Origin of the sequence: Bacillus sp. FH (assembly GCF_052216825.1) — a bacterium.
Classification (GTDB): domain Bacteria; phylum Bacillota; class Bacilli; order Bacillales; family Bacillaceae_G; genus Bacillus_A; species Bacillus_A paranthracis.
This window is the reverse complement of the sequence record NZ_JBQOUU010000006.1, coordinates 1-14,261: the sequence shown is the minus strand read 5'-3', so window position 1 is coordinate 14,261 and position 14,261 is coordinate 1. Positions and strand designations below refer to the sequence as shown.

General features: G+C 39.4%; 9 protein-coding genes and 2 rRNA genes. 8 read left to right on the top strand and 3 right to left on the bottom strand.

Features of this window, described 5'->3' with window-relative positions; all coding sequences use genetic code 11:
- Positions 1 to 203: 203 nt before the first annotated feature.
- Both ACTT1L_RS15240 and hemL read right to left on the bottom strand, forming a co-directional pair.
- Positions 204 to 4,640, bottom strand: a complete 4,437-nt coding sequence (locus ACTT1L_RS15240) for a glutamate synthase-related protein (RefSeq protein ID WP_016716391.1) — start codon at positions 4,638 to 4,640, stop codon at positions 204 to 206.
- 199 nt (positions 4,641 to 4,839) lie between these two features.
- On the bottom strand, positions 4,840 to 6,144 hold the full coding sequence (gene hemL, locus ACTT1L_RS15235; protein ID WP_074542681.1) for a glutamate-1-semialdehyde-2,1-aminomutase: 1,305 nt from the start codon (positions 6,142 to 6,144) through the stop codon (positions 4,840 to 4,842).
- A gap of 121 nt (positions 6,145 to 6,265) precedes the next feature.
- Between hemL and ACTT1L_RS15230 the strand changes: the two genes are divergently transcribed.
- From ACTT1L_RS15230 to perR, 6 genes are all read left to right on the top strand, one after another.
- Complete coding sequence (locus ACTT1L_RS15230; RefSeq protein WP_000843642.1) at positions 6,266 to 7,279, top strand: ABC transporter ATP-binding protein; 1,014 nt, start codon at positions 6,266 to 6,268, stop codon at positions 7,277 to 7,279.
- The gene (locus ACTT1L_RS15225; protein WP_000521517.1) at positions 7,272 to 8,063 is read left to right on the top strand and encodes an ABC transporter permease; all 792 of its coding nucleotides are present in this window, start codon (positions 7,272 to 7,274) and stop codon (positions 8,061 to 8,063) included. The genes ACTT1L_RS15230 and ACTT1L_RS15225 overlap by 8 nt, the downstream gene beginning before the upstream one ends.
- A gap of 4 nt (positions 8,064 to 8,067) precedes the next feature.
- Positions 8,068 to 8,853, top strand: coding sequence for an ABC transporter permease (locus ACTT1L_RS15220; protein WP_000639354.1), 786 nt, complete (start codon positions 8,068 to 8,070; stop codon positions 8,851 to 8,853).
- 72 nt (positions 8,854 to 8,925) lie between these two features.
- Positions 8,926 to 9,330 carry a potassium channel family protein gene (locus ACTT1L_RS15215; RefSeq protein WP_000964357.1) on the top strand — a complete coding sequence of 135 codons (405 nt, stop codon included), beginning with the start codon at positions 8,926 to 8,928 and terminating at the stop codon, positions 9,328 to 9,330.
- Positions 9,331 to 9,374: 44 nt separating this feature from the next.
- The gene (gene bcp, locus ACTT1L_RS15210) at positions 9,375 to 9,830 is read left to right on the top strand and encodes a thioredoxin-dependent thiol peroxidase (RefSeq protein WP_000633725.1); all 456 of its coding nucleotides are present in this window, start codon (positions 9,375 to 9,377) and stop codon (positions 9,828 to 9,830) included.
- 299 nt (positions 9,831 to 10,129) lie between these two features.
- The gene (gene perR, locus ACTT1L_RS15205; RefSeq protein ID WP_000237831.1) at positions 10,130 to 10,558 is read left to right on the top strand and encodes a peroxide-responsive transcriptional repressor PerR; all 429 of its coding nucleotides are present in this window, start codon (positions 10,130 to 10,132) and stop codon (positions 10,556 to 10,558) included.
- A 209-nt stretch (positions 10,559 to 10,767) separates the two neighbouring features.
- On the opposite strand, the gene ACTT1L_RS15200 is transcribed toward perR, so the two are convergent.
- Positions 10,768 to 11,124 (bottom strand): YgzB family protein, encoded by a 357-nt coding sequence (locus tag ACTT1L_RS15200; protein WP_000025063.1) that lies wholly within the window; start codon positions 11,122 to 11,124, stop codon positions 10,768 to 10,770.
- A 388-nt stretch (positions 11,125 to 11,512) separates the two neighbouring features.
- Here ACTT1L_RS15200 and ACTT1L_RS15195 point away from each other — a divergent pair.
- Positions 11,513 to 13,066, top strand: a 16S ribosomal RNA gene (locus tag ACTT1L_RS15195).
- Between the two features lie 145 nt (positions 13,067 to 13,211).
- A 23S ribosomal RNA gene (locus ACTT1L_RS15190) occupies positions 13,212 to 14,261 on the top strand; the annotation flags it as partial.

Below are 14,261 nucleotides of genomic sequence, written 5' to 3'. Positions count from 1 at the left end.
TCATTACAATATGTTAGCAAGTGATATTTTAGTGACGTTAATAAGAAATTAAGATTCATTTTATACTTTTTCCTAATTCTTTTTAAACATCAATTTTTAGTAAAAAAACCTGCTGAATTTCAGCAGGTTTCAAATTGTTACTATAGATTACTATGAGAAGTGTACTTCGTCAATTTTTTTCTTGAAGATGAAAATTAGGCATATCACTCTGTTGAGATAGATGGATCAGCCTGCTCTTTTTTCGGGATGATTTCAAAAAACTGTTGCTGCATATCATCGAATAACGGTGTCAATAAAGCAACTTCCTCGTATTGCTCATGTTCATTTAATACACGGATATAATCTAGTAATAACTCGGTCACATCTTGCACACCATTTTTACTAAGTGGTTGTAATGTAACATTTGCTCCTTTTGCGATTCTTCTTTTTAAGGCCTGTTCTGTTAAACCTAAGCTTGAATCATGGCGTAAATAAACAACACCGCCAGTCATACCAGCACAAATCCATGGACCAGGATCTCCTAAAACAAGCGCACGCCCATTTGTCATATATTCAAAAGCGAAACCTTTAATATTAGAGTATGCTCCTATATTCCCTTGTTCTTTTTCGCGGAGTGGCTTTATCATGCGTCCGCCAATTATCATGTCTGCTCCAGAGAGGCGAATGCCAGCGCGAGCATCAGCGTTACCTTGAACGTATAGCGCCCCTTTTTGTGCACCGTATCCAAAACCTTTTCCGACAGAACCGTTATAATATAGACCGTCTTTTCCTTTTGCTTTTGTTATATAAATACCACCACCAAAGGAGGTTTTACCAATACCATCTTGTGCGCCGCCGTTTACGTGTATAAATAAGTTCTCACTATTGTAAGCACCTAATCCATTTCCAGGAATCGAGCCATTCGTATACTTTAATGTAAGTGGTTCAAGCTTCGTGTCTTCATATAATTTACTACGAACGCGATAACAAGATTCTAGACCACCCATAACGCGTTGCTCTACGCCAACGCCTACTAATTCTTTTGAATGAGGAGAATGAATTGTTTCAAATTGTTTTTCTAGTACGTGTTCTGTTTTTGTACCAGATGGATGTTCTATCGTTTGTAGTAAATTACATAAGTTTAATAAATTTTTGCCTCGAACTTGTTCTAATAAATCGGAACGCCCGACAATTTCTTGTAAATTTGTATAGCCGAGATTTCCTGTTAATCGTTTTAGTTCTTCGCCAAAAGTAGTGAATAAATGTAATAATCCAGCCACGGCGCTTTCTAATTCACGCGGGACGAAGCGGCGTAATCCGTGTTCTTTCGCTTGAGCTTCAGATTCAATCTGTGTTGCGATTCCAACGTGGCAAGTATCTAGATGACATCCGCGGCAAGTTGTACAGCCAATTGCAATCATGGATAATGTACCAAATCCAATGCGGTTTGCTCCAAGGAGCATAATTTTCAAGGCATCATTCACACTTCGAATACCACCATCAGCCCAAATTTCTACTTTATGTCTCATATTTGCTTCTAATAAAGCATTGTGAGCGGCTTTCACACCAATTTCTACAGGAAGCCCTACATGTTGCAATGCGTGAATACGTGCGGCACCTGTACCACCATCAAATCCGCTAATGTTAATAAAATCAGCACCAGCTTTAGCGATACCGACAGCAATTGTTCCAATGTTAGGGACGACAGGAACTTTTACAGCTACTTTTGCAAGTTGATTAGCCGTTTTAATTTCTGTAATCATTTGAGCTAAATCTTCAATGGAATAAATATCATGATTGTTAGAAGGTGAAATTAAATCAGAGCCAATTGTAGCATTACGCGCTTCAGCGATTTTGGCTGTTACTTTTGAACCTGGCAAATGTCCACCTTCACCAGGCTTGGCACCTTGCCCAATTTTTATTTCAATTAAGTTTGATGAATTGAGTAGTTCGGCGTTTACGCCAAATCGTCCGGACGCGATTTGTTGTCCACGTGTATGTGGATATTTTCCAATCATATCTTTAATTTCGCCGCCTTCACCGTTCAAACTAATCATATTTAGCTGATCGGCTGCTTCTGCATATGCACGAAAGGCAATTTCATTTTGAGAACCGAATGACATGGAACTAATAATAAATGGTAAATCATGATTTTGAATACTGATGGACACTTCTTCAGCCGGAACGACATGTTTTGTTTCTTTCGTTTGAACAAGATGTCTAATTGCGATTGGGTTATTTTCTTCTAATTCACTTAATTTTTCACGGTAATCATCATAAGAGTTTCCCTTTGCAACATCGCCGATTGCTTTCCAAATTCGCGGGAATATATGAAAAGATTTTCGCATTCTAACTTTAGGATTGTTATAATCGTTCGCTCGCATTTGTGCATCTTCAGCAAGTGATTCAAGAGAAAAAGCTAAATCATTTGAACCTAAGAAATTTGTAATTTGCAATATATTTGCGATTTCTTCATGTAACCCGATAGAAGAATAGAGGCGACCGTAACCACGCAATTCATGAATTCCAATTGTTGAAATGACTTTTTCCAGTCCTTTATTAAGTGCATGATATAAATTCGTAATTGGTGTTTTTGTCCCATCATTTACGGTTGCAAATAGTAAATATGGATTGATACTATCTGCTCCTAATCCATACAGTGTGACGATATCGTGTAAGGAGCGAAGGGCACCAGAACGTATAACGAGAGAGCAGTTTCGGCGTAATTTATTTTCGCTTAATACATGATGTACTTTCGCGGTAACTAAATGCGGATCAATCCATAATCGTCCATTTAGGTGAGCGTCAGCATCGTCTATTAATAATAGGGAAGCTCCATCGTTCACGGCTGTTATCGCTTCAGAACTAATTCGACTTAAGGCACATTGTAAAGTTTCTGCCTGACTGAATGTAGCAGAGATTGTAGCGATAGAGCTATGAGTATTGAATAGTTGTATAAGTTGCTCGTACGTAATTGTGTGTAATTCTTCTACAATAGATTGTGCTACACTTCCTTCTAAAATGATTGGGGAAAGCATCTCAACTACAAATGGCTGTTTAGCATCAGCCAATAAACTTGGACGTTTGCCAAGTATCGTTCGGGTGGAGAAGTGTTCAACTTCTCGATCGCGATCGATTGCTGGATTTGTAACAACAGCTACACTTTCCTTAATGAAGTCAGCGATATTTCGTCTATCAGTATCAAGTGCAGCGAGTGGTGAGTCATGCCCAAGTGAGCGAATTGGTTCAACACCTTTTGTTGCCATCTGTTCAAGAAGCTGAATATGTTCACGATCCCATCCGAAAGCAACGTATTGTTTTGTGTCAACTTGCATAGAATCACATAATCCTTGGATTTCTTTCGTTTCAGGGGTAGATAAGTTTAAATGATAATCTTTAGTATCCACTCGTTCTTTAAAACGGTCATATACTTGAGCTTGGTATTTGTCATATTCATAAAGAACAAGCTCATCTTGTTCATTCCACTTTAGTCCGACTTTTTCCCCTGGAGCGAGTGGTTTTGGTTCTGCTACATATTCAGTTGGGGATACAACTCCAGGTTCAGAAGAGAAAATATAAGAGCTTTCTGTCTCTACTTTCCATACTGGTCGTAGCCCGAGGGAATCCACGCTGAAAACAGCTTCATCTTTATAACGTGAAATAATGCCAGCTGGACCTTGTGCAAAATGGCCCCATGCTTCACGTATATACGTATATAAATCTTGTAAATGTGGTTCATAAAGTTTAATTTCATTAATAATTGGCGGGAATAGTATATCCATTGCTTCAAATAAACTGTAGTTGTATTGAACAAGTAGAGTTTCTAAGGTGCGGTTTAAATCTTGGGAGTCACTGCCCCCAGCAGTAAGTGGAACGTGAATCATTTCAGCTTGATCGCGTAATTTTGCAATTGTGTTAATTTCACCATTATGTCCGAGGATACTAAATGGTTGTACACGAAAGAAGTTAGATAATGTATTAGTAGAATAGCGATTATGTCCTAGTGTCATAGTTGAAGCAATAAGTGGGTGTTGTAAATCATTGTAATAGGCAACAAGTGTATCCCCAGCACCGAGAACTTTATATACAACGTGATCACGACTTAAGGAAGCAACATGAATCGCTTCATTTTCTTCTATTTTTATCGTTACTGTAAATAATGTTTGCTCAATATTTGTAACTTCATTTTCTGCGATAAGAGCAACTTGCCAAAATAAAGGTTCTTCTTGTTTACCAAGTGGACCGAGTGCATCGGAGTTGATTACATCATCACTTTCGAAAAGAATTGCAAAGTTTTCGTTATTTAGTTGTGTACGAATATGATTTTTTAAATTAACTATATTTTCGTTTTTGTTTAGAAAAAAATGTCCAACGATAAAGTGGGGATGATCCACGATCGTTGGATTATATCCGCTACTTTTTAATTTTTCATTCCAAAGTGATTTTGGTACATCAATGTGAATACCGATTCCATCGCCTTCGCCATTAATGAAACCAGCTCTATGATTCATTTTGACGAGCGATTGTATGCAAAGGTCAATATTTTCTTTTGTAGGAATTTTTCGTTTCTCCATAACGGAAACGATTCCACACGCATCGTGTTCCGCATTTTTGTAATCTCGAAATAAAGACGGTGTCCATGTGTTTGTTTTATTGAGCATCCGTCAATCCCCCCTCTTATGAAAGTTTGAATAATCTTACTATTTGAGGCGTGAGCAGCCTTGTATACAAAAGATAGTAAGGATATAAAATAAAATTAAACAGATAATTATGAATAATTATACTATTAATGAGGGATTTATGAAATAGAAAAAAGGAAAAAAGAAAGGTGTGCTTTCTTTTTTCCTTTTAATGGCGGGATTATTTATTGTTTGCTAAAGCAGCAAATGCTCTACCTACAGCTTCAATTGTATATTCAATATCTTCTTTTGTATGTTCTGTCGTTAAGAACCATGCCTCGTATTTAGAAGGTGCTAAGTTAATTCCTTCTTGCAGCATAAGCTTGAAGAATTTACCGAACATTTCTCCGTCTGTATCTTGTGCTGCATCGTAATCTTCAATTGTATTTGTTGTGAAGTATACAGTTAAAGCGCCTTTTAGGCGGTTTAATGTAATATCGATATTATGTCTTTCAGCCTGCTCTAAAATTCCTTTTTCAAGCATTGCACCAAGTTCATCTAATTTTTCATAAAGCCCTTCTTGTTGAAGAACTTCTAGACAAGCAATACCAGATGCCATAGAAGCAGGATTTCCTGCCATTGTACCAGCTTGATATGCAGGTCCAAGAGGGGCAACTTGTTCCATAATTTCTTTCTTACCACCGTAAGCACCGATTGGAAGTCCGCCGCCAATAACTTTACCAAGCGCTGTTAAGTCTGGTGTTACGCCAAGTAAGTCTTGAGCACCACCGTACATGAAGCGGAAAGCAGTAATAACTTCATCATAAATTACTAGTGCACCAGCTTCGTGAACAAGTTCATTCACTTTCTCAAGGAAGCCAGGTTTTGGCTCTACAATACCGAAGTTTCCAACGATTGGTTCTACAAGAATAGCTGCTACTTCATGTCCCCATTTATCTAATGCTTCTTTTAAAGTTTCTACATTATTAAATGGAACGGTAATAACTTCTTGAGCGATACTTTGTGGTACACCCGCTGAGTCAGGAGTTCCTAGTGTAGAAGGGCCAGATCCAGCTGCTACAAGTACTAAATCAGAATGACCGTGGTAACAACCAGCGAATTTCATAATTTTTGTGCGGCCTGTGTAAGCGCGAGCGACACGAATTGTTGTCATTACAGCTTCAGTACCAGAGTTTACGAAGCGAACTTTATCTAATGCAGGCATTGCTTCTTTTAACATTTTTGCAAATTTTACTTCTAGCGCTGTTGGAGTTCCGTAAAGTACACCATTTTCAGCAGCTGTTGTAATTGCTTTTGTAATGTGCGGGTGAGCATGTCCAGTAATAATAGGACCGTATGCTGCTAAATAATCGATATATTTATTTCCGTCTACATCCCAGAAATAAGCACCTTTTCCACGTTCCATAGCAACAGGAGCGCCGCCACCAACTGCTTTAAAAGAACGAGAAGGACTATTAACACCGCCAACGATATGTTCTAAAGCTTCTTTATGTAATGCTTCTGATTTTGTGAATTTCACTACCATTCATCTCCTTACAAAAATCTATGTATTATTCTAACATGTTTTTCGAAAAGACGTATTGTTTGTGATAGAGAAGGCAGTTGGGTAAACTATTCGTTGTGACATTTAGGAAGGGGGTCCGGTTATGAAATCGGTAATTGAGGTACAAGGGTTACGTAAAGAATTTACAGCCTATTCAAGTCGTCCAGGTTTAAAGGGTGCATTTCGCGATTTATTAAATCGTAATTATAAAATAGTACCAGCAGTAAATGATGTATCTTTTACTGTGAAACAAGGTGAAATGGTTGGATATATCGGTGAGAACGGTGCCGGTAAATCAACGACAATTAAAATGCTTACGGGAATTTTGACTCCGACATCAGGAGACATTTTAGTAAATGGGATGAACCCACATAAGCAGAGGGAAGAATTTGTAAGAACAATTGGTGTTGTTTTCGGTCAACGCTCGCAGCTTTGGTGGGATATTGCCGTGCAAGAATCGTTTCGTTTATTAAAAAAAGTGTACGGTGTATCAGACGCTCAGTATAAGGAACATATGGAGCACGTAATCGAAACGTTAGATATTGGTCCTTTGTTAGACAAGCCAGTTCGAAAGTTATCTTTAGGTCAAAGAATGCGTTGTGAATTAGCGGCGGCATTAATTCATAATCCACCGTTATTATTTTTAGATGAACCAACAATTGGGCTAGATGTACTTGTGAAATTGAAAATACGTGAATTTTTAAAAGAAATGAATGAACGTTATAAAACAACAATTTTATTAACAACCCATGATATTACTGATATTGAAGCATTATGTGAGCGCGTTATCATGCTGGATGAAGGAAATATTATGTATGACGGTTCTTTACATAATCTTCGTACGCAGTGGGGAGCAGAGAAGGAAATACATTTTCAGTTTGTCGCACCAGTTTCCTATCAGGCTTTATCAATGGTTATGCCAGATAGTCATGTCGTTTGGTCGAAAGCGAAAGAGGAAAACGCGTGGATTGCCAAAATCCCGAATGAAGAAGTTATCATTTCAATGCTTATTTCTAAAGTAGTACAAGCATTTCAGATTAAAGATTTAAAAATTAATGAAGTGTCTACAGAGGAAATTATTCGTAACATTTATGAAGAAGGTATTAAACATGGGTAAGTACATTGAAATGATTCGAATTCGCTTTTTAATGATGCTTGCGTATCGCACAAATTATTATAGCGGGATTTTAATTTATACGATTAATATCGGTGCGTATTATTTTTTATGGCAAGCAATTTATAGCGGAAAAGAGAATATTGAAAGTTTATCTATTTCGCAAATGACTACGTATATCGCAATTGCGTGGATGGCACGTGCTTTTTATTTTAATAATATAGACAGGGAAATTGCGATGGAGATTCAAGAAGGACGTGTAGCGGTAGAACTGATACGTCCATATAACTATTTAGGGATGAAAGTGATGCAAGGTCTTGGTGAAGGAATATTTCGCTTTGCCTTCTTTTCAATTCCGGGTATGGTCATCGTTACCTTATTATTTTCATTGCAAATTACAACGAACTTTCAAACGTGGTTATATTTCTTCTTATCATTAATATTTAGTTTTATTATTAATACACAAATTAATTTAATGACGGGAATGCTCACATTCTTCTTATTTAATAATAGCGGAATTATGTATGCAAAACGTGTTGTTATTGATTTGTTTTCAGGTCTATTATTACCAATTAGTTTTTATCCGTTATGGGCCCAAAAGGCAATGATGTTTTTACCGTTTCAGGCTATTAGTTATATTCCGAGTATGATTTTCTCAGAAGGTATACAAGGAAGTAAATTGTATGAGGCATTATTATTCCAAGTAATTTGGGCCATTGTACTTATTATTCCGATTGTACTCATGTGGAGAACGGCGAGAAAACGTCTAATTGTACAAGGGGGATGATGAGATGATATATATAAAACTATTTTTGCAATATGCAAGTCAATATATAAAAACAAAATTGGAGTATCGGGGCGATTTTATCGTTGGATTACTTTCTGATTTATCACTACAGGCTGTTAATTTAATCTTTATTCTTGTTGTGTTTGGACATACGCAAGCATTAAAAGGTTGGAGTAGAGAAGAAGTCATCTTTATTTATGGTTTCTTTTTAGTGCCGTTTGCCATTTTCTCAGCTTTCTTTAACATATGGGACTTTAATGATCGTTACATTATTAAAGGAGAAATGGATCGCATATTAACGAGACCGATTCATAGTTTATTTCAAATTATTTTAGAAAGAATGGAGCTTGAATCTTTAATTGGAGCGATTACGGGAATGATTGTAATGGGCTACGCAGCAGTGGAGTTGCAATTATCTTTTTACTGGTACGATATCTTCTTATTCTTGTTGATGGTAGGAGGGGGCGCACTTGTATACGGAGGAATATTTGTTACCCTTGCAAGTCTTGGTTTTTGGTCGGACGCGAAAAGTTCGATTATGCCGCTAATGTATAACATAGGGAATTATGGCCGCTATCCTGTTAATATTTATAACCGTGTGATTCGCTTCATTTTAACGTTTGTCTTACCATTTGCGTTTGTCGGAGTGTATCCAGCAGCGTACTTTTTAAGAAAAACAGAGTGGAATAGCTATGCATTTGCAACACCGCTCGTTGGTGTTATCTGTTTTACGATTGCAATTACTCTTTGGAATCAAGGGGTAAAAAGGTACCGTGGTGCAGGGAATTAATTATAAAAGCTTGTTTGTTTCTAAGGGATAAATCCAATGGCTGTCTCATACATATAAAATGAGGTGGAGGACATGTTATGGGGATTTATTCTATTAATTGTAGCAATTGCTATTTTGAGAAGTGTCCAATTGTTATGGAGTTCCTATTCAGATTCAACGCGTTTTTTTTCGCTGTATAATCTAGCCACATTATTTTTGATTTATACAACTGTACTAATTGCGTTTGGATTAAGTTATGTTGTATTAGAAGAAATGGGTTTTGCAGTTTTGAAAGAGGATGGAGAAAGCTTAAACGCTCACTCTTTTCAACTCGTTGAAATTTGTTTATATTTTAGCGCAGTTACTTTATTGTCTGTTGGATATGGTGATATATCTCCAATTGGAATTGGGCGGTGGATTGCAATTGGAGAAGCGCTAATTGGATATACATTACCGTTTGCTTTCGTGATGAGGTCTGTAATAGACAATGAAAAATAAGGAAGCATTTGTTATAGTAAAAGAAAAGAGTAGGAGTGATAACAATGATCACAGTAGGAGAAATGGCTCCAGAATTTACATTAGAGGGAAGTAACGGGGAACAAGTTCGCTTAGCTGATTTTCGTGGTAAAAATGTAGTTCTATATTTTTATCCGAAAGATATGACTCCAGGGTGTACAACTGAAGCGTGTGATTTCCGTGATTCTTATGGATTATTTCAAGAGAAGGACACGGTTATTCTTGGAGTGAGTCCGGATTCGGCAAATAGACATTTGAAATTTATTGAGAAGCATGAACTTCCATTTACACTTTTAGTAGATGAGGATCATAAAGTAGCAGAATTATACGATGTTTGGAAATTGAAAAAGAACTTTGGGAAAGAGTACATGGGAATTGAGCGCTCTACATTCCTGATTAATAAAGCCGGTGAGCTTGTAAAAGAGTGGCGTAAAGTGAAAGTGAAGGGACATATTGAAGATGTTCTTTCTTATATAAAATAAATCCATTGTGGAGATAAAATATACAGAAGTAAGGCGAGTGTCTATACATATTTTATTGTCTTACATAAAGTGAAGTGTAGGGCATACCTCCTCAGATGATAGTATTCCAAGTGCGATTATGTCGCACTTTTTTTCTATTGTAAATGCATAAAAAATAGGGAAAGATACATAAGAATAAGGCTATATACAAAAATAAACCACATACTTATAGTAGAAATATTGACGATTTATAAGAAAAGGAGTACACTCTTTATAAGAATTATAAAATAATAATCCGTATAGAATCGGGGTGCATGACGGTGGTCAAAGAAGAATTAAAAGAAGCGCTAGAAATGCTGAAAAATACGGGTGTACGCATTACTCCACAGCGTCATGCTATTTTAGAGTACCTTGTGGAATCAATGACGCACCCAACAGCGGATGATATTTATAAAGCATTAGAAGGTAAGTTTCCAAATATGAGTGTTGCAACTGTCTATAATAACTTACGTGTATTTAAAGAGGTTGGGCTTGTAAAGGAATTAACTTATGGAGACGCTTCAAGTAGATTTGATTATGTTACAAGTCAACATTATCATGTGATTTGTGAAAAATGTGGTAAAATTGTTGATTTTCCTTATGGAGGTTTGGAACAACTTGAAGAGGAAGCTGCAAAAACAACAGGCTTCGTTATTAATAGTCATCGCTTAGAAATTTATGGCGTTTGTCCAGAGTGTCATAAGGCGTAATATATAATAAAGAAAGAGGCTGACGGCTTTACGTCAACCTCTTTCTTTATTATATATGGGAATTACGTTAGGTTCAGAAGGAGTTAAAATGTTCAGTGGAGATCTAATTTAATTAAGAATAAATACAAAAGGTGATTTCTTAACCAAGAAATCACCTTTTAATGTTTAGCTCAGTAAGGATACATTTTCCTTACTGTACTCATATGTGCCTATGATTTATAGCTCTTCTTATTATATTTTTCATCAAATTCTTTTCCTTCTAGATTTCGATCCATTGTTAAAGGTTGGTTGCAATGCATACATGCGTCGACACGACCGAGCATTTTTGTAGGTTTATCGCAGCTTGGACAAATAATTTGTACAGTTTTAGTAGATAACATACCAATCCAAAAATAAACGACTGTACTAGCGATAACAGCTAAAAAGCCAACCATCATAAATGTTGTCATAATAATAATGTTCTCACGGAAAAAGACTCCTAAGTATGCAATGAAGAGGCCGATAAATACTAAACTTAATGCAAAGGTCCGGATTTTATTGATTTTGTTTGAATACTTAATGCTCATTCTCACCACGCTCCTATAACAATAATATAACATAAAATTTAGAATTTTCTATCGTGCAGAAATATGGTAAAGTGATAAGATATGAAATGCAGAAGGAAGGGAGATTATAATGATTTTTGAAACATGTTTTTAAACTTTTAACGGGATGTGAAATTTTTTTATAAAAAGTATTGACCATGTATGTACTGCATGATATATTAATAACCGTCGCTGATGCGGAAACGCAGAAAACGATAAAAAAGAAATTAAAAAACTTAGTTGACATCGAAAAACGAAGATGTTAACATAAGGAAGTCGCAAATGAGCGACTAAGTAGTTCTTTGAAAACTGAACGAAACAAACAACGTGAAACGTCAATTTTTATTTTATGATGCTAGACAAACTAACTTTATTGGAGAGTTTGATCCTGGCTCAGGATGAACGCTGGCGGCGTGCCTAATACATGCAAGTCGAGCGAATGGATTAAGAGCTTGCTCTTATGAAGTTAGCGGCGGACGGGTGAGTAACACGTGGGTAACCTGCCCATAAGACTGGGATAACTCCGGGAAACCGGGGCTAATACCGGATAATATTTTGAACCGCATGGTTCGAAATTGAAAGGCGGCTTCGGCTGTCACTTATGGATGGACCCGCGTCGCATTAGCTAGTTGGTGAGGTAACGGCTCACCAAGGCAACGATGCGTAGCCGACCTGAGAGGGTGATCGGCCACACTGGGACTGAGACACGGCCCAGACTCCTACGGGAGGCAGCAGTAGGGAATCTTCCGCAATGGACGAAAGTCTGACGGAGCAACGCCGCGTGAGTGATGAAGGCTTTCGGGTCGTAAAACTCTGTTGTTAGGGAAGAACAAGTGCTAGTTGAATAAGCTGGCACCTTGACGGTACCTAACCAGAAAGCCACGGCTAACTACGTGCCAGCAGCCGCGGTAATACGTAGGTGGCAAGCGTTATCCGGAATTATTGGGCGTAAAGCGCGCGCAGGTGGTTTCTTAAGTCTGATGTGAAAGCCCACGGCTCAACCGTGGAGGGTCATTGGAAACTGGGAGACTTGAGTGCAGAAGAGGAAAGTGGAATTCCATGTGTAGCGGTGAAATGCGTAGAGATATGGAGGAACACCAGTGGCGAAGGCGACTTTCTGGTCTGTAACTGACACTGAGGCGCGAAAGCGTGGGGAGCAAACAGGATTAGATACCCTGGTAGTCCACGCCGTAAACGATGAGTGCTAAGTGTTAGAGGGTTTCCGCCCTTTAGTGCTGAAGTTAACGCATTAAGCACTCCGCCTGGGGAGTACGGCCGCAAGGCTGAAACTCAAAGGAATTGACGGGGGCCCGCACAAGCGGTGGAGCATGTGGTTTAATTCGAAGCAACGCGAAGAACCTTACCAGGTCTTGACATCCTCTGACAACCCTAGAGATAGGGCTTCTCCTTCGGGAGCAGAGTGACAGGTGGTGCATGGTTGTCGTCAGCTCGTGTCGTGAGATGTTGGGTTAAGTCCCGCAACGAGCGCAACCCTTGATCTTAGTTGCCATCATTAAGTTGGGCACTCTAAGGTGACTGCCGGTGACAAACCGGAGGAAGGTGGGGATGACGTCAAATCATCATGCCCCTTATGACCTGGGCTACACACGTGCTACAATGGACGGTACAAAGAGCTGCAAGACCGCGAGGTGGAGCTAATCTCATAAAACCGTTCTCAGTTCGGATTGTAGGCTGCAACTCGCCTGCATGAAGCTGGAATCGCTAGTAATCGCGGATCAGCATGCCGCGGTGAATACGTTCCCGGGCCTTGTACACACCGCCAGTCACACCACGAGAGTTTGTAACACCCGAAGTCGGTGGGGTAACCTTTTTGGAGCCGGCCGCCTAAGGTGGGACAGATGATTGGGGTGAAGTCGTAACAAGGTAGCCGTATCGGAAAGTGCCGGCTCGGATCACCTCCTTCTATGCAGAATTGATGAACACTGTTCATCAGATATCAGTTTCCGTGTTTCGTTTTGTTCAAGTTTGAGAGAACTATCTCTCATATATAAATGTATGTTCTTTGAAAACTAGATAACAGTGTAGCTCATATTTTTTAATTTTAGTTTGGTTAAGTTAGAAAGGGCGCACGGTGGATGCCTTGACACTAGGAGTCGATGAAGGACGGGACTAACGCCGATATGCTTCGGGGAGCTGTAAGTAAGCTTTGTATCCGAAGATTTCCCGAATGGGGAAACCCACCATACGTAATGGTATGGTACCCTTATCTGAATACATAGGGTAAGGAAGACAGACCCCGGGAACTGGAACGTCTAAGTACCTGGAGGGAGAGAGAGAAAGCAAATGCGATTTCCTGAGTAGCGGCGAGCGAACCGGAGCATCAGCCCAAACCAAGAGGCTTGCCTCTTGGGGTTGTCAGGACGTGTCTATACGGAGTTACAAAAGGAACGAGGTAGACGAAGCGACCTGGAAAGGTCCGTCGTAGAGGGTAACAACCCCGTAGTCGAAACTTCGTTCTCTCTTGAATGTATCCTGAGTACGGCGAGAACACGTGAAATTCCGTCGGAATCTGGGAGGACCATCTCCCCAAGGCTAAATACTCCCTAGTGATCGATCGTGAACCAGTACCGTCGAGGGGAGGGCGAAAAGCCCCCGGAAGGGGAGTGAAAGAGATCCTGAAACCGTGTGCCTACAAATAGTTCAGAGCCCGTTAACGGGTGATGGCGTGCCTTTTGTAGAATGAACCGGCGGAGCGTACGATCCCGTGCGAGGTTAAGCTGAAGAGGCGGAGCCGCAGCGAAAGCGAGGGTCTGAATCGGGCGTTTCAGTGCGTGGTCGATAAGAACCCGAAACCACGGTGATCTACCCATGTCCAGGGTGAAGTTCAGGTAACACTGAATGGAGGCCCGAACCCACGCACGTTGAAAAGTGCGGGGATGAGGTGTGGGTGGGCGCGCGGAGAAATTCCAATCGAACCTGGAGATCGCTGGTTCTCCCCGAAATAGCTTTAGGGCTAGCCTTAAGTGTAAGAGTCTTGGAGGTAGAGCACTGATTGGACTAGGGGTCCTCATAGGATTACCGAATTGAGTCAAACTCCGAATGCCAATGACTTATCCTACGGAGTCAGACTGCGAGTGATAAGATCCGTAGTCAAAAGG